Genomic DNA, 15952 nt, shown 5'->3' with positions numbered 1-15952 from the left:
TTTTAATTTTAGACTGTGGGCGGATCTATGTTACAAAATATTGTAAAGATTCAATTCAATTTTTTTGATTCAACCTGCAATGCTGACCCCATCTAATCCCCCCGAACCCACTTGGCAAACGATTATTCGGCTATTGCGATGGGATAAACCCGCCGGACGTCTGATTTTGATGATTCCGGCATTGTGGGCAATTTTCCTAGCTACCCATGGCACACCGCCCCTAAGTTTAATTTTAATTATTGTTTTTGGGACTTTGGCCACCAGTGCGGCGGGCTGTGTGGTGAATGATTTATGGGATAGGGATATTGACCCAGAAGTGGAACGCACCCGCACCCGTCCCCTGGCTTCCCGGGCGTTAACGGTAAAAACCGCTATTGCGATCGCGGTGATTTCCTTTGCTTGTGCGGCGGGACTGGCGGTTTATTTAAACCCCTTGAGTTTTGGCTTATCGGTAGCAGCAGTTCCGGTAATTATTGGTTATCCCTTAGCAAAACGAGTCTTTCCTGTGCCACAATTAATATTATCAATTGCTTGGGGATTTGCTGTATTAATTAGTTGGACGGCGGCCGTGGGAAGTTTACAGACATCTACTTGGTTTTTATGGGGAGCAACGGTATTATGGACGTTAGGATTTGATACTGTTTATGCCATGAGCGATCGCGAAGATGATCAACGTTTGGGTATTAATTCCAGTGCTATTTTTTTCGGAGATCAATCGGCGAATGCCGTGGGAATTTTGTTTTTAGGGACGGGAATATTATTGGGAATTTTAGGCTGGAATCTTCAGTTACATTGGGAATATTGGTTAACTTTAATCCTTTCTATTATACTATGGTTTAGGCAATATTATCAACTACTAAATCCCGATCTTCCTAAACCTATTTATGCTAAAATCTTTCGGAATAATGTGGGAATTGGTTTTATTTTATTAGGGGGAATGATTGGTGGGTTTTTGCTTTAAAAACTTATTTAAACTAATCTATAATAGTCTGTAGGGGCAGGTTCGGTAAAAATCTATGCTTCCCACCAATAACCTTTCTAAACCTGCCCAACTTACAGGTATAGCAACCGCCAAAGCGGTTAAGACATAGAATAGGAGTCGGCTTTTCTCCTAGAGTTCTTAGGGATGGACTGTACCATCTGGCATGGTTGCACCCGTCAGGGTGACATTTTTAAAATCATTCAGTTGAGTTAAGTTAGAGCTTTTTAGATTGGCATTCTTAAAACTAGCACCATCAACCATTTCATTTGTCAAATTTTCCCAGATCACCAGCGATAAGTCGGCATTATCTAAAATTGCTTTTGTCAATTTTAGACCACCTCCTAGCCGAGCATCCTTCAAGTTAACACCACTTAAATCTGCTTCCGAAAAATCAGAATCATCAATCTTTGAACCACTTAAATCTGCACCTTTTAAATTAGCACGGATTAGGGTAGGTCTAGAAAATGTAGCTTTGCTTAAGTTCGCGTTGCTCAAATTAACGCCATCAAAATTATTATCGTATATTTGAGCCTCACTTAGGTTAGCACCGCTAAGATTAGCGCCTGTTAAATTTGTACCGCCGATAATTGCACCAGCTAAGTTCACACCCTGAAGATTAGCATTTTTTAGGTCAGCCCCCCTAAGCTCAATACCTTTAAGATCAGCACCTTGAAGATCGCAAGCTGGACATACCCGTGTTTGCTGTAAACGCTCAACAGCTTGACTGACAGATAAAGAAGATGGCGTAGTTGTTGCAGATGGAGATACAGTCGTACTAGGAGAGGGACTTGCTGATACTGAAGCTGAAGGAGTTGGCAAAGAGGTTGGTGTTTCCGTTGCTAAGGGGATTGGAGAGGGAGTTTCTGATAATGCGACTGAAGGAGTTGGAGAGGGTGAAGTGGTAACTTCTGGCTTCTTCATTACGATTGCAGCTAAACCTGCAATAATTAGGATCGCGATAACAAGTCCAGATCCTAATACCATTACTAACGGAAAACTACCCTTTTTCGGGTTACTATCATTTTTATCGTTCATATTGATTTTTACGCTTGACTCATTGTTTCCAATCCTATCATTAAAAAGGCTAATTTAACCACAAAGACACAAAGAACATCAGGAAGTTGCAGAGATTAACCTGCTCATTGCTATATTTATCAAAGGTTACACTAACCGACTCCTACGGTTTTATTTTAATTAATCATTTGCCTATTTTTAACCAGGCAAAAACCTGTTCGGCGGTTAGTTCTAAATTAATATCTTCTAGGATTTGTAATTGACAAGAACCTCTAAACACATTAGGCTCTTGTTGAGGAGAAAAAATCAGAATAGAATAATCATCGGGATCAATCATCCATCCCAATTGGCAGCCATGTCTGATGCAGTGTAAAAGATTATCGATCACACGATTTGCTTTTTGATCAGGGGAAAGAATTTCAATTGACCAATCAGGAATAATTAGTGTATTATCACTCAGTTCCCCATGCTGATTTAATTGAATTTTTTGCCAACGCAGGACGGCGATATCAGGAATAATTGAACGACCCCCAAAGGTACAACGCAACTCTGGAAAAGCATAGGCGATTGCCTCTGTTTCTGTGACTTCATTGATGGCATTAATTAACTTTCCTTGAAGTCGAGAATGGCGAGGCTTTGGCATGGGTTTCTGAATGATTTCACCGTCAATATATTCGCCAGCAGGTTTAGTTTCTGCTAACTTCAGAAATTCCTCTAATCTTAAAAATTTTGCCTTGGCAACGGTCATGGCTTTGTTGCTCCGAAATCCTTGTATTTTAGTTTAGCAATATTCGGAATCAGGAGCAACTTTCCTATTTTATATTCCTTGCTGACACAATTAATTTTTATGCCAAATTCGATTCCACCAGGAATCTGAAGTGGATTCTATCCAATTAATCCGACGCCGAATATCCTCAATTTTCCAGCCCGTTAATGTGGCTAAGTTTTGTGCTTCCTGTTGCTGTCTTTGACGAACAGATTGCCGATATTGTTGGGCTTGTGAACACTGCATGGATTCACGATAGGGATGATTAATAATATATCGACCTTGAAAGTTGGTTTGGTTTGCTGTTTCTTGAAAGTTTAAATCTTCGGGAAAAGTATTGCGGGCGTAGCGAATATGTAAGCGAGTAATAAAAGTAGAATTTCCCGCCGGGGAATCCAACCAAAATACCCCCGCTTGCTTTAATTCTTCTGTAGTTAAAGGATCGGCAGAACAAGGATCACATCCTGCCATATTCCAAGCATATTCTAAAAAGGCAACTTTTTTCTGTTCCCGTTGATGAATTGTATTAAATAGGGATTTATAAAAACCTGGAAAAACTTCTTTGACAAATTCAGGGATATCCTGATCGGAAGGAATCTTAACCGTGCGATAATTAGTTAATTCGACTTGACCTTTCGGAGACAATAAATAAACAATTAAATCCTGTTCTCCCTTGCCATTAATCATGCCTAAACGAATCGGTAACATAAACCGAGGTGATTCATAAGCAATCATTAAAGGACGCAGATTTTGAAACCCACTTTGATCAAATTTGGTTAAATTAACTTTAGCAACAAAAAATTTTAATCCCTGTTGAATATAGGGTTTTAATAAAGCACTTGCTCCTTCAGGAATTTGATAACCATTTTGCGTTAACCAAGTTTCTAATCCATCGGATTCTTTCGCACTTAAGATCAAAATATCATATTCACCGACGCTAAAACGAGCTTCAATTGTGACTCCTAAACTGGATTCTGATTCTCGTTTTTGTTCCTGTAATGTCGGAGCTCCTCTAGTTCCTCCTGACATTGTTGAAGGATCTATCGGGTAGGGATTACAGGGATCGGGATCGAAATATTCTACCAGTCGGGGCGCACTAAAGGCATCTAATTGTTGGATAACTTTCGCGTCTCCAATCTTAACTTGTTCGGGTTTTAAAACCACAGGAACCGGAACTACTAAAGCAAAATCTTTTGCTGCTCCTTGATAATCATTTGCCATAGTTAAAATTGTCCGATTTTTGTCTCTGGCAATCACAACTTGTGAGGCTTGATTATATAAAGTAGCATCGGCTTTTGCTACATAAAAACCACAAAAGGCTAAGGCGGGGGCCGCAAAACTAATACCAGCAAAAACAACAATTAAAAAGAGAATTAACCGATTTAAACCTTTCATTATTAACTCCTATTAAAATATGATCTATAAAGAAGCAGATAAAGGCAAATATTTGGGGGGGTTTGTAGACCAAGAAAAGCGATGATTTGGGAAAATTTGATCTAAAATTAAGGTCAGGGGAGAGAGGGCAAATAAAGCCCAAAATAGAGCCGTTGAGATAAAAAATTGATGTTGTAAAATAAAGGTTAATCCGGCTATTAAGACCGCCCAAATAATCCGGCTTAAGGTGGCATTGGGAATAGAGCGCGGATCGGTGATCATGAAGAATGCAAACAATAATAAACTGCCATTCATCAGTTGATGGGTATATACATCCCAACCCCAACCTAAGCTAAAATTTCTCACCGCTTCTAATCCCATATAGGTGATTAAAAAGGTGGCGGAAGTATCCCAACGACCAACTTTTTTAAGAATAATTCCTGCGGTTCCTAAAAATAGTAATAAATACCAGGAATCGGTTCCCCATTGTCCTGGGGAAACCCAAGCATCGGCGCTTAGAGTTAGGGCAATAATAATCCCAAAGTTAGCGGGATTAAAAAAATGTTTTCCCTGGGATTGAAAGATAAATTTACTGGCGATCGCACAACATCCGGCTAGAGCTAAGGTTGTCCAATGATTGGCTCTGAGCAATAAACATAACCCCAATGTAGTAATTAAAGCACTACGCCAAGAGCTTAAAAATTCAAGGGATAAAAGGGTAATTTTTTTGTTAATATAGAAGGAGTAAATCGAGGAACATAACCATTGAGTGAATAAACAACTTAACCCAATGATCAGTATAAAATCCGGTCGTAATGTCCAGTCTCTCGTTCCAATTCCTAGGAGCAAAAACATTGATAGAAATAGGATTTGAGCGTTACGAGCATCTTTAAACATGATATTCACCTGAAATTAAGATTAAAGTAAAAGCAGTTGAATCCACTGATCTAGCTGTTGACGATTTTCTTCTGTTAATTGTTGCCCTAATTTAGCAATTTCGTTCAAATTGGCTTCCGAGGAATCATCCATTTTTAAGGTTTTACGACTTTCCAAAACCGTATTAATTCGCAAATAGTTTTCAGGATGTTCTGTGGTATCAAAGATTTGTTGCATTTGATAGTCAACGGTTTCCGCCCCCCCGGTCATAATAATATCAAATAAAGGCTCAAGCCATTGTAATTTTCCCCAATTTTTTGCTTCTTCATAGGGATATTTCTTTTTAACCACTCCTGTACCTAAAGATAAAACCACCATTTGTTTAGCGGTTGGGCCTTTCTCATAGCGATTATCGAGATTAAAGTCACGATTAAATTTATGTCGAGCTTCTGCATAGGCACAAAGAGCAGGATTATTCGCAAAAACTCCTCCATCAATACAGGTATAAACATCCTGATTCATTGCCTTAATTTGAGCTACTTCAAATAACGTAGGGGCGGCGGAAGTGGCTCGTAAAACATCTCTAATAAAATAATCATTTTTGGGATCTAAAATAGCATCATGTTGGGTGAAAAATTGACTTTTTCGCTTTTCTATTTCATAGGAAGTAATTAAGCAAGGTTTCAGGAGTTCGCTTAATTTAAGATCTTGAAAAAAATCACCCATGATCTGATCAAACTTGTGATAGGAGTATTTTTCATCAAATAATTCTCCCAAGACGGGCAAGGAATTTTTAGAAATAGGATCAAAGATTTGACTTGATTTATACCGAAAAAAATCATAAACTTCCTGAGCAGAACATCGCGGTCTGAGCGGATTTTCAAGATAGGGGCAAAGGTAAAGAGCCGTTAAAATTCCTCCGACGCTAGTTCCAGCAATTAAGTCAAAATAATCTGCTATTCTGGCATCTAAGTTTCCTGTAAAATCCTGTAATTTCTGTTCGACATACTTTAAAACTTCGGCAGAAATTATTCCCCGCAGTCCACCGCCATCTAAAGAAAGAATCCGAGTAAATTGTGCCATATTTTAAGATTTTCTCCTGTTTAAAAATAATGAATGAATTTATAATATAGCAGTCATGCGACTCACGGTTAGGACACAGACGAATGCAGCAAAAAGTCTTTTCCCCCTGTTCCCTCCCCCCCTAGCCCCCCGTGCACGGGGGGTTTGGGGGGGCTGTTCCCTACTATATCTTCCATTTTTGAGATAAGTGATCTCTAATATCAAAAAAATCTGTCCAGTTAATATAGGGTTTTTGATATTCGTCTAAATATTTTGCCAAGCGATCGCGAGCAAAAACAATTGGGGCTGCTAAGGCCATATTTAAGTCGGTAATCGAATCTCCAATGGCAATTTTTTCAGCCTGGGAATAGCGTTCCATAACCTTGACTTTTGCGACTAATTCTGTATCGGCTTCAAACTCGGAATTAACCTGAAAATACTCCTCTGAGGGGTCTAAATCAACGGCATACATCCCATTAATTTTTTGACTTAAATCTCCTAAAACCGTTTCTACCATCACCCTAACCCCTCCTGAAACCAGGATAAAAGGAACTTTTTGGGTATTAAGAAAATCCAGAAATTCCACAAATCCGGGTCGTATTGTTTTGGTTCGAGAAAATTCTATAATTTCAGGATAACAACGGGATGGAATTGATTCTAACATGGTTCTAACTCCTTCTCGTAATGTCATTTCCTGGCTATACAATAAGGGTATAATTTCCCCAGCCTTTTCTGGGGCAAATTCTTTTAACATGGCTACAAAAGTTTCTTCTGCGGTAATAGTTCCATCGAAGTCACAAAAAATAATCGGGTTCATAATTGGTTTGGGTAGGTTATTAGTTATAATGGAAAACATTTATTAGTTTGTTGTTGGGATGCGGAGTCTGTTAAGAGCGCTGAAGCGCAACAACGAGTGCAACAACGGGCGCAACAACGAGTTAATTAGGATGCTGTCGCCAGTATTCTCTAACCATTTTTATTTCTTCATAATTATAGTTTTCTCCCAAACATTCATAAATTGTTTTTAAGCTGATATCTCCAACTTTTTCGATGGCTTGAATAATATTTTTTTGCCGTTCAGGTTCAACAAATTGATCAATATTTATATTTTGATTGGCGGCAATTAATTGGGCTAAATGATCGGCAATGGTACTGGTTTTTAATCCTCGTTCATTGGCGATCGCATTCAAACTTAAACCGTCTTGATATAAAGATAAAGTCATGATTAAACTATCGGATAAATCTTCTAGGGTTAGACGTTTAGATTCTGATTTTTTAGAGGAAGAATTGGACAATTTTTGTCCATGACAATAGGTAAAAATAGCTTCAGTAAATTCTTTACCATAACGTTCTAATTTATAACTCCCGACTCCAGAAATTTGACTTAATTCTTCTAAATTTTGGGGTCGTTGTTGTGCCATTAATTTTAACGTAGAATCGGAAAAAACCATATAGGGAGGAATAGATTGTTCATCGGCTAATTTTTTCCGTAGTTGGCGCAACTGTTCAAATAACATTTCCGCTTCTATTGCTAAAGAACGAGTCGATTTTTCGACATTTTGTTCTTTAATAACAGTAATTTCAACGGTTCTTTCCCGTTTCATCACTTCCCAACTGCGGGAATTTAACTTTAAAATAGCATAACCATCAGTGGTTTGATCCAAGAGTCCTTGACGTAAAAGAGATCGGCCTAAATTCTTCCATTCTTCCGCCGTTTTGTCCTTACCAATACCATAAGTAGAAAGTTGATCATGACGTCGATCCAGAATTTTTTGACTTTTCGATCCTCTTAATACATCAATAATATAATTCATGCCAAATCTTTCATGACATCGGGCAATACAAGATAAAAATTTCATCGCTTCAATTGTCCAATCTTCCACCGGATTTTGTGTCTGACAATTATCACATTTTGCACAATTTTCCGAGAAAAATTCACCAAAATAACTCAATTGAACGGTGCGCCGACATTCCGATGCTTCGGCATAATCTAACATTTGTCTTAACTGTTGACGGGCGATGCGTTGTTCATCGGGATCGGGTTTTTGTTCAATTAAATATTCAATGGTTTTAATATCACCATAACTAAAAAATAATGTACATCTAGCCGATTCTCCATCCCGTCCCGCCCGACCGGATTCTTGATAATAACTTTCTAAGGTTCGGGGTAAACTATAATGAATTACAAAGCGTACATCGGGCTTATTAATTCCCATGCCAAAGGCAACCGTCGCCACCATAATTTGAACATCATCTCGAATAAACCGAGTCTGATTTTCTGACCGGATTTGATCTTCAAGTCCGGCGTGATAGGGTAGGGCTGAAATCCCATGATTTTGTAATCGGAATGCCAAGTCTTCTACGTTTTTTCGACTTAAACAATAGATAATTCCCGAACCTCCCACATCCTGAATAATTTTTAATAGCTGGGTGAAGGTTTGTTTTTTCTTGGGAATCACTTCATAATATAAATTAGGGCGATTAAAACTGGCAACATGAATATAGGGATTTTTTAACTCTAACTGTTGAATAATATCCTGTCTCACCCTGTTGGTTGCTGTTGCTGTTAAGGCTAAAACTGGAATTTTAGGATAACGAATTCGCAGTTGTTTTAATTTTCGATATTCTGGGCGAAAATCATGTCCCCATTCAGAAACACAATGGGCTTCATCAATGGCGAAAGCAGAGATTCCCAACTGTTCTTCTAGGGTGTCTAAAAAAAATAAAAATCGGTCGGATAATAATCGTTCTGGGGCAACATAAAGCAGTTTAATATCTCCTTTTAAAATTGCCGTTTCCCGCGATTTTGCTTCCGCAGCCGTTAGGGTACTATTGAGAAAGGTAGCACCAACTCCATTATCTTGTAATGCCTCCACTTGATCTTGCATTAAGGCAATTAAAGGAGACACAACAATCATTAATCCAGGTTTTAATAAAGCTGGAAGTTGAAAACACAGAGACTTTCCGCCTCCGGTGGGCATAATAATTAATAAATCTCGCTTTTGTAGCGCTTGGTCAATTATTTCGCGCTGTCCGGGTCGAAAGGAATCATAACCAAAAAAATGTTTAAGAGACTGTTCTAGGGATTGGGGTTGGGCGAAGGGAGTAGAAATTAGCCCTGACATTGCTCGTAATTTAGATAAAACGTCTTTTTTATTTTATAATTAAAACTGGGTAAATGGTTGGGATATCCCGATAATTTTTTGTAATTCAGAACCCAGAACAGTTATTTAATGCCTTAAAGGTGTTAAATTTTAAGATAAAGTTACAAAGTTTAGAGGAGATTTATGCCGAAAGCGGTTTGGAATGGTGCAGTTTTAGCAGAAAGTGACAAATGCGTTGTCGTTGATGGTAATCAATATTTTCCCTCGGACTCCATCAACCGTGAATATTTTCAAGAAAGTAACACCCATACAACTTGTAGTTGGAAAGGAGTTGCTAGTTATTATAATGTAGTTGTTGAAGGTGAAGTTAATAAGGACGCCGCTTGGTATTATCCTGAACCAAAATCTGCGGCTAAAAATATTGAGGGTCATATTGCATTTTGGCGAGGGGTTAAAGTTGCAGTTTAAGCGGTATTAATCTGTCTTAATAAAACCCAAATTGCGATCAGGGCAAAAAATACCTGATTTTTTAGGTAATATTTTGCTCCTGATTTTATCAATAAAACCCCCTTAATTTTTGTTAAAAATAACAATAATTTTGATATAATAGAGTATTCTTTTATTTAGATTAATCTTAATAAACTGTGCAACCTTCTTCCCCGGAATCCTTGAATTGTGATCACCTCCCGAATCAACGCTGGTATATTTTCCCGCAACAATCTGAACTTGCTCAACAGTTAGCAGATACCCTGGGAATTATCCCATTAGTTACCCAAGTTTTAATTAATCGTGGGATTGAAACCCCGGAACAAGCGGAGGCTTTTTTAACTCCTGAATCTCAAGTTTTACCCTCTCCCCTGGAGGAATTTAAGGATTTAGAAAAAAGTGTAGAACTATTAGAAAATGCGATTAATCAGGGTGATAAAATCGCAATTTGTGGGGATTATGATGCCGATGGTATGACCAGTACGGCTTTATTAATGCGATCGCTTTCTACCTTGGGAGCTAATGTTAATTATGCTATTCCTAGCCGCATGAAAGAAGGCTATGGAATTAATACCCGAATAGTAGAAGAATTTCATCAGGAAGACGTTAAAATTATCCTCACGGTTGATAACGGGATTTCTGCCTATCAACCCATTGCTAGAGCCAAAGAATTAGGGTTAATTGTAATTATTACCGATCATCATGATTTACCTGAAAAACTACCCCCAGCCGACGCGATTCTCAACCCTAAATTATTACCGTTATTATCCCCCTATCGAGGATTAGCTGGGGTGGGAGTTGCCTATGTTTTAGCCATTTGTTTGTCTCAAAAATTAGGTAAAATTCAAGGATTAGTCAATCCATTGTTAGAATTATTTACATTAGGAACTATTGCGGATTTAGCTCCTTTGGTTGGAGTTAACCGACGTTGGTTAAAACGAGGGTTAAAGTTAATTCCCTATTCCCAAATCACCGGGATTCAAGCCTTAATTCAAGTGGCCGGAGTCTCTACCGGATATCAAGTAAAATCGGAAGAACAGCCCGAAAATTCCCTCCCATCTACCAATAATAAAACCCTAAAACCCGATGATATTGGCTTTCGTTTGGGGCCAAGAATTAACGCCATTGGACGGTTAGCTGACCCCCAAATTGTGATCGAATTATTAACAACAGAAAATATGGGAATTGCCTTAGAACGGGCAATGCAATGTGAACAAATAAATCAACAAAGACAATTATTATGTGAAGAAATTCAACAGGAAGCGATCGCTTGGATAGAATCAGAAAATATTGATTTAAAACAAGAAAGGGTGTTAGTAGTTGTGCAACCAGAATGGCATCATGGTGTGATTGGAATTGTCGCCTCTCGGTTAGTAGAAAGATACGGTGTTCCTGTGTTTATTGGAACCTATGAACAGCCAGAAGATGACACAGAATCTCCTAAAATAGTTCGAGGTTCAGCCCGGGGAATTGCGGAATTTGATATTTTTAAAGCCTTAGAATATTGTCAAGATTTACTGGGTAAATTCGGAGGACATAAAGCCGCCGGAGGGTTTTCTTTCCCCACAGAAAACTTAGATCAAATTAGAGCCCGATTAAGTGAATTTGCCCATCAATGTTTAGAATTAGAACATCTAAAACCCTTAATTAAAATTGATGTTCAAGCGGATTTAAGTGAAATTAACTTTAATCTCTATGATCAAATTAATCAATTACATCCCTGTGGTATAGAAAATAACGCCCCTACATTTTGGACTCCTAACGTGCGAATTGTTCAACAAAAAGTTGTCGGAAAAGGACATATTAAACTCACCTTAACCCAAGATAAATATTCCCATACTCAACTAACCGCCTTACCCACAATTAATGGCATGGCTTGGCGTTGGGCTGACTATTTTCCCCTTCCCCACTGTTTAGATATCGCCTATCAATTAAAAGAAAATAGTTGGAATGGTCAAACCAATATAGAGTTAGAATTAGTCGGGGCGAGATTACCCGAATCTCCAGAAATTCCACACCATCAAGTCAATAAAAGTGCAGAATTTGACTATAATGATAAACAATATAGTTGTAGTTTATCTTATGTTGGTAATACCCAAGAATTAAAAATCCGAAATCAGAAAGGGGAAGTGTTAGCTATAAAAAAAGGTCAACGCTTTGGACTGTTAGGAAAAAGTCGTCAGGATGCTCAAACTGTTGATGTGTCTCAACCTGTTTTTTATAATTTAATTCAGGCGGCAGTTAGAGCTTTAGAAGATAATCAAAAAGAGTAGAAATGGGGAAGGTTTAGAGAGATTGTTGGTCAGTCGCAAAGATTGTCTCGATAATATTGTCAATAATATCCCAACTCAAGCTAGAATTCTCGCATGGGAACGCAGTTTAGAAGAAGTAAAATTAGAGTGGAATTTACCATGAACCAACAACACCCTATTCCTGATCGGACAACAAGAGAAAGACTATTAGCCAATTTACGCCGGACTCATTTAGAAATGGAACAGTTTAATTTAGAATTAGAAGAAATTAATGCTAAATTAGAAGCAGTTATTCGCAAAAAGCGGTTGTCAAGGTTGAATAATCTATTAAATAATTCTTGATAAGGAAGCAATAATGGTACAAATTCTTAACAAAACATTGAGTTTAGAAGACTTTCTAAATTTACCCGAAACCAAACCCGCAAACGAATATATTAATGGTCAAATTATCCAGAAACCCATGCCACAAGGAAAACATAGTAAACTACAAGGTAAATTAGTTACAGTTATTAATAATATGGCTGAAGAACAAGCGATCGCTTTAGCTTTACCTGAGTTAAGATGTACCTTTGGCGGTCGTTCTATTATTCCTGATGTGGTAGTTTTTGTCTGGGAACGAATTCCGCTTGATCATGATGGAGATATTGCTAATAGTTTTAAAGCTCATCCTGACTGGACAATTGAGATTTTATCCCCGGAACAAAGCACAATTAAAGTTACCAGTAATATTTTACATTGTTTGAATTGCGGTTGTCAAATGGGATGGTTAATTGTTCCAGAGGAAAAGTCTATTTTTGTTTATCCTTCAGGACAACAACCCCTGTTTTTTGATGAACTGGATGCTGTAATTCCGGTTCCTCAATTCATCTCTAATTTAACTATAACCTTGAGGGATATATTGAGTTGGTTAAAAGTGAATCTGACTTAAATAAAATCCTCCTGATCTCAATATTCTCTATTTTATCTATTAAGATCGAAAGTATAAGTAGTGTGAGCGTCCTCGCTCGCTAGGGTGCATAGTTTAAATACTTAATAACCTTAAACAAACAAAAAAATCCCCACCATAATGGCGGAGATTTTTAGCGAATCAAAACAAAGATCTAAGCTTCGCTTTCAATGTGGATGAATAATAAACCCATTGCCACAACTGGCATTAACCAGCAAACCACGGGAATTAAAATCCAAGGTAAAAAAGAGGCTGCATAAGCTCCGGTCATATCAAATTCTCCTATTGAATGTTAGAAAGTTTTGATGTTTGGTAAAAAGCTAAATTAGCTATTAACCAAGCCTCGGAAAATAGAATCAACTAAACCGAAGTTTTCCAGCAAGAAAAAGGCAACAAAAGCGCCACCCATTCCACCGATGAAGAAACCACCAGCAAACTGACTCCAACCTTCAGAGGTTTGCAGAGAGTCGCCAGTATTTGAATCGCCTTTTTGGAAAGAAACTAATCCGTAAGCAGATAAACAAATCGTGGCAATCAGGATTAAGGCAATTCCTGAGATTAATGCACCTAAATTAGCGGCGCTGGGATGATCGCGTAATGGCCCAAGTTTAATCCAAGGCCCGATCAAAAAGTAACCATGGGCCATACCGACTTCTAAGCCCCGCAGTAAAGGAGATAAACCTTTACGGTAGGCGGGCAAATTCCCGATAAATGCACGGGTAAAATCGGAATCGCTGATCGGCGTGGACAGATGGCCGACAAAGGGATCGCCATTATAGGGTTTAATCAATTCTGCCATGGGGTTTCTTTCTCCTCTAATTATTGAAGAACTTGTAGCAGTTATTAAGCTCATATTTTACGCAGGGATAGGCAATCTCGTTACAAAAATGAGCATAAGCTTCAAAAAAGTTCACATCTCCACGTTGGTTGGTGTGTCCAGTGTCAAGGCTGGGATTAACAAAACAGGTTAAGATTTAACGAGTTATCGAGGAACTAGGATTATGAATAACCGCTTAAAATCCCTGAGCTATGCTGTGGTTGGGGCGATCGCATCGACGGTGTTAGCCACTGCTGTCAAAGCTGAACCGATGTTTAAGGACTATCCCACCACCTATCAACCCTTTGCGGAAGAATTTATGCGAGCAGCCTCAAGAACTTCTGGGGATGTCTTTAAAAACAAATCCTTACTGGGTCAAATGTCTACTTATTTAGGGGTTAGTTTCCCTTGGCCCAACGGTATCAATGGTTTTCCCGAAACCCTAATGACCAATGATGCCCGTCTCGTGAATCAATTGTATCGGGATGGAATGCTGCGCCAAACCAGTAGCGACCCGATTATTCGTACAGCCGATTTAATTAATCCCTACAGCACGTCAATTCTGACCCAACCTTCCTATCGGGATCTTGACCTTCAGACCGCACCAGGATTACCTGTACAACGTCGCTAAAGCCAATAAAAAAAACTGCCGATCTCCGAGATCAGCAGTTAATTGGATAAGCTCCTTAATTTTGTAGAATCCCAAGTCTATAGACTCAAAAATACTTTTTTTGCTCCCATGTCGGGGATTAAATTTTGGAGTTAATCAATTTTGGCCGGGGTTAGATGAAGTCCCATAATCACTAAATCCCGTTCAATTCCATCTAAATCAGCCACTCTGGGTAAATAACCCCATTGTTCAAAATCCAAGCGTTTAAATAATTCTAAACTGGGTTGATTGTGGGCAAAAATTAACGCCAGTAACGCTTTTAATCCCAAACTAGGACTGTGGTGCACCGCTTGGGTTAATAGTTTTTTTCCGATTCCCTGACCTTGATATTTAGGATGAACATAAATACTCACTTCTGCTGTACCGTTATAGGCTGGACGGTTATAAAAGATTTGGAAACTCAACCATCCTAAAATTTGCTCATCTAACTCAATCACCCAAACCGGATGAGTCTGAGCTTGATGTTCTTGATACCAAGGAATTCGACTTTCCACCGAGATCATTTCCAGGTCTGCTGTCGCCATTCTCCCTGGAATCGCGGCATTATAAATATCAACTATTGCTGGTAAGTCCGTCTCAACTGCATCCCGAATCTTCATTATTTTTAACAACTTTTTGGGAATGGGGTAATTAGGAATTACGAATTACGAATTACGAATTACGAATGGGTAATTGATTTTTCAAGTGTTATAATAATATCAATAATCACGGGAAATAGGCAATAGGTAATGGACAATTAGCCGGAGATAATAGTGATTTATTGTCTAAGTGTTCTCATAAGAACAAAATAGTCATTATCGTTTCCGATTGTTGCTTGTTTATTAAAGGTTCTATATTTTCCCCGTCGCCAGATTGTCTATCTCCTATCCATACCAAAAAACAAAATGTCTATATTTTTTGTTAATGATGGCGGTAGTGCAGTGATAAATTTTGGGGGATTTAACCCGCCTAGTCAAGAATTAGTAACCCAAGGAATTATTGTCCCTCCGATTATTACTAACCCGGTGTTGGGGGATGCCTATTTTGACTCGACAAAACTGATCAATTCCCTTGCAGTGCCACAAGTATTATTAGGGACATCGGGCAATGATATTCTAACCGGAAGGGATGGGAATGATACTTTGCAAGGATTACAAGGCAATGATATTCTCCAGGGTCAAGGGGGAGATGATATCTTCTTTGGTGGACAAGGTAATGATACCCTATTCGGAGGGGAGGGAAATGATCTATTAAGTGGTGACCAGGGACAGGATTTACTCACAGGAAATTCAGGAAATGATATTTTTATTCTTCCTGTTAGTGCGGCTATCAGTAATATGAATAATGTGGATATTATTACGGATTTTATCATCGGTGAGGATCAAATTGGTTTAACCGAGGGTTTGAATCAAAATAATATTCTGCTCACGTCTACCGTTATTAATGGCACTCCAGGAACTTTAATTTCTGTGATCAATTCTAATCAATTTTTGGGATTTGTTGCCAATCTCAGCCCCGGAGGTTTGATTAATCAATTTATTGCTATTAATTTAAACAATTGATTGCCGATAAGATTGCTATAAAAATCTAAGATTTATAATATTGATCATCAGGAATATTGACA

General features: G+C 38.4%; 17 protein-coding genes. 7 read left to right on the top strand and 10 right to left on the bottom strand.

The window, feature by feature from the left end; all coding sequences use genetic code 11:
* Window positions 1-79: 79 nt before the first annotated feature.
* Window positions 80-961, top strand: a complete 882-nt coding sequence (locus NMG86_RS23320; protein WP_026787907.1) for a 4-hydroxybenzoate solanesyltransferase — start codon at window positions 80-82, stop codon at window positions 959-961.
* Window positions 962-1120: 159 nt separating this feature from the next.
* On the opposite strand, the gene NMG86_RS23315 is transcribed toward NMG86_RS23320, so the two are convergent.
* From NMG86_RS23315 to recQ, 7 genes are all read right to left on the bottom strand, one after another.
* The gene (locus NMG86_RS23315; RefSeq protein ID WP_052338574.1) at window positions 1121-2017 is read right to left on the bottom strand and encodes a pentapeptide repeat-containing protein; all 897 of its coding nucleotides are present in this window, start codon (window positions 2015-2017) and stop codon (window positions 1121-1123) included.
* 163 nt (window positions 2018-2180) lie between these two features.
* Complete coding sequence (locus tag NMG86_RS23310) at window positions 2181-2744, bottom strand: Uma2 family endonuclease (protein WP_026796610.1); 564 nt, start codon at window positions 2742-2744, stop codon at window positions 2181-2183.
* A gap of 90 nt (window positions 2745-2834) precedes the next feature.
* On the bottom strand, window positions 2835-4157 hold the full coding sequence (locus NMG86_RS23305; protein ID WP_026796609.1) for a DUF2330 domain-containing protein: 1323 nt from the start codon (window positions 4155-4157) through the stop codon (window positions 2835-2837).
* Window positions 4158-4181: 24 nt separating this feature from the next.
* Entirely contained in the window at window positions 4182-5033 is an 852-nt protein-coding gene (locus NMG86_RS23300; protein WP_043938989.1) for an RnfABCDGE type electron transport complex subunit D, read from the bottom strand.
* Between the two features lie 21 nt (window positions 5034-5054).
* Complete coding sequence (locus NMG86_RS23295) at window positions 5055-6095, bottom strand: patatin-like phospholipase family protein (RefSeq protein ID WP_026796608.1); 1041 nt, start codon at window positions 6093-6095, stop codon at window positions 5055-5057.
* 163 nt (window positions 6096-6258) lie between these two features.
* Entirely contained in the window at window positions 6259-6891 is a 633-nt protein-coding gene (locus NMG86_RS23290; RefSeq protein WP_026787902.1) for an HAD-IB family phosphatase, read from the bottom strand.
* 121 nt (window positions 6892-7012) lie between these two features.
* Window positions 7013-9199, bottom strand: coding sequence for a DNA helicase RecQ (gene recQ, locus NMG86_RS23285; RefSeq protein WP_026787901.1), 2187 nt, complete (start codon window positions 9197-9199; stop codon window positions 7013-7015).
* A 162-nt stretch (window positions 9200-9361) separates the two neighbouring features.
* On the opposite strand from recQ, the gene NMG86_RS23280 reads away from it, so the two are divergent.
* The 4 genes from NMG86_RS23280 (at window position 9362) to NMG86_RS23265 (ending at window position 12844) form a co-directional block, all read left to right on the top strand.
* Window positions 9362-9646: a DUF427 domain-containing protein gene (locus tag NMG86_RS23280; RefSeq protein ID WP_026787900.1), complete on the top strand. Its 285-nt coding sequence runs from the start codon at window positions 9362-9364 to the stop codon at window positions 9644-9646.
* 176 nt (window positions 9647-9822) lie between these two features.
* Complete coding sequence (locus NMG86_RS23275) at window positions 9823-11937, top strand: single-stranded-DNA-specific exonuclease RecJ (protein WP_043938991.1); 2115 nt, start codon at window positions 9823-9825, stop codon at window positions 11935-11937.
* Between the two features lie 138 nt (window positions 11938-12075).
* Window positions 12076-12258: a hypothetical protein gene (locus NMG86_RS23270; RefSeq protein WP_026787898.1), complete on the top strand. Its 183-nt coding sequence runs from the start codon at window positions 12076-12078 to the stop codon at window positions 12256-12258.
* A gap of 13 nt (window positions 12259-12271) precedes the next feature.
* Complete coding sequence (locus NMG86_RS23265; protein WP_026796606.1) at window positions 12272-12844, top strand: Uma2 family endonuclease; 573 nt, start codon at window positions 12272-12274, stop codon at window positions 12842-12844.
* 172 nt (window positions 12845-13016) lie between these two features.
* Here the strand turns inward: NMG86_RS23265 and NMG86_RS23260 are convergent, their stop codons facing one another.
* Window positions 13017-13133: a photosystem I reaction center subunit VIII gene (locus tag NMG86_RS23260; protein WP_026787896.1), complete on the bottom strand. Its 117-nt coding sequence runs from the start codon at window positions 13131-13133 to the stop codon at window positions 13017-13019.
* Window positions 13134-13187: 54 nt separating this feature from the next.
* On the bottom strand, window positions 13188-13661 hold the full coding sequence (locus NMG86_RS23255) for a photosystem I reaction center protein subunit XI (RefSeq protein WP_026787895.1): 474 nt from the start codon (window positions 13659-13661) through the stop codon (window positions 13188-13190).
* Between the two features lie 202 nt (window positions 13662-13863).
* On the opposite strand from NMG86_RS23255, the gene NMG86_RS23250 reads away from it, so the two are divergent.
* On the top strand, window positions 13864-14310 hold the full coding sequence (locus NMG86_RS23250; RefSeq protein ID WP_042154851.1) for a hypothetical protein: 447 nt from the start codon (window positions 13864-13866) through the stop codon (window positions 14308-14310).
* A gap of 131 nt (window positions 14311-14441) precedes the next feature.
* Here the strand turns inward: NMG86_RS23250 and NMG86_RS23245 are convergent, their stop codons facing one another.
* Window positions 14442-14948, bottom strand: a complete 507-nt coding sequence (locus tag NMG86_RS23245) for a GNAT family N-acetyltransferase (protein ID WP_026787894.1) — start codon at window positions 14946-14948, stop codon at window positions 14442-14444.
* Window positions 14949-15233: 285 nt separating this feature from the next.
* On the opposite strand from NMG86_RS23245, the gene NMG86_RS23240 reads away from it, so the two are divergent.
* Window positions 15234-15890, top strand: coding sequence for a calcium-binding protein (locus NMG86_RS23240; RefSeq protein ID WP_051319559.1), 657 nt, complete (start codon window positions 15234-15236; stop codon window positions 15888-15890).
* Window positions 15891-15952 lie beyond the last annotated feature (62 nt).

Origin of the sequence: Planktothrix rubescens CCAP 1459/22, assembly GCA_904830895.1 — a bacterium.
Taxonomy (GTDB): Bacteria; Cyanobacteriota; Cyanobacteriia; order Cyanobacteriales; family Microcoleaceae; genus Planktothrix; species Planktothrix agardhii.
The sequence above is the reverse complement of the archived record's forward strand: the minus strand, read 5'-3'. Positions and strand labels throughout refer to the sequence as shown.

What these genes read in the sequence shown, in the direction of transcription:
- NMG86_RS23320 (WP_026787907.1), top strand. Translation starts at nt 80, where the DNA reads ATGCTGACCCCATCTAATCCCCCCGAACCCACTTGGCAAACGATTATT.
- NMG86_RS23315 (WP_052338574.1), bottom strand. Translation starts at nt 2,017, where the DNA reads ATGAACGATAAAAATGATAGTAACCCGAAAAAGGGTAGTTTTCCGTTA.
- NMG86_RS23310 (WP_026796610.1), bottom strand. Translation starts at nt 2,744, where the DNA reads ATGACCGTTGCCAAGGCAAAATTTTTAAGATTAGAGGAATTTCTGAAG.
- NMG86_RS23305 (WP_026796609.1), bottom strand. Translation starts at nt 4,157, where the DNA reads ATGAAAGGTTTAAATCGGTTAATTCTCTTTTTAATTGTTGTTTTTGCT.
- NMG86_RS23300 (WP_043938989.1), bottom strand. Translation starts at nt 5,033, where the DNA reads ATGTTTAAAGATGCTCGTAACGCTCAAATCCTATTTCTATCAATGTTT.
- NMG86_RS23295 (WP_026796608.1), bottom strand. Translation starts at nt 6,095, where the DNA reads ATGGCACAATTTACTCGGATTCTTTCTTTAGATGGCGGTGGACTGCGG.
- NMG86_RS23290 (WP_026787902.1), bottom strand. Translation starts at nt 6,891, where the DNA reads ATGAACCCGATTATTTTTTGTGACTTCGATGGAACTATTACCGCAGAA.
- recQ (WP_026787901.1), bottom strand. Translation starts at nt 9,199, where the DNA reads ATGTCAGGGCTAATTTCTACTCCCTTCGCCCAACCCCAATCCCTAGAA.
- NMG86_RS23280 (WP_026787900.1), top strand. Translation starts at nt 9,362, where the DNA reads ATGCCGAAAGCGGTTTGGAATGGTGCAGTTTTAGCAGAAAGTGACAAA.
- NMG86_RS23270 (WP_026787898.1), top strand. Translation starts at nt 12,076, where the DNA reads ATGAACCAACAACACCCTATTCCTGATCGGACAACAAGAGAAAGACTA.
- NMG86_RS23265 (WP_026796606.1), top strand. Translation starts at nt 12,272, where the DNA reads ATGGTACAAATTCTTAACAAAACATTGAGTTTAGAAGACTTTCTAAAT.
- NMG86_RS23260 (WP_026787896.1), bottom strand. Translation starts at nt 13,133, where the DNA reads ATGACCGGAGCTTATGCAGCCTCTTTTTTACCTTGGATTTTAATTCCC.
- NMG86_RS23255 (WP_026787895.1), bottom strand. Translation starts at nt 13,661, where the DNA reads ATGGCAGAATTGATTAAACCCTATAATGGCGATCCCTTTGTCGGCCAT.
- NMG86_RS23250 (WP_042154851.1), top strand. Translation starts at nt 13,864, where the DNA reads ATGAATAACCGCTTAAAATCCCTGAGCTATGCTGTGGTTGGGGCGATC.
- NMG86_RS23245 (WP_026787894.1), bottom strand. Translation starts at nt 14,948, where the DNA reads ATGAAGATTCGGGATGCAGTTGAGACGGACTTACCAGCAATAGTTGAT.
- NMG86_RS23240 (WP_051319559.1), top strand. Translation starts at nt 15,234, where the DNA reads ATGTCTATATTTTTTGTTAATGATGGCGGTAGTGCAGTGATAAATTTT.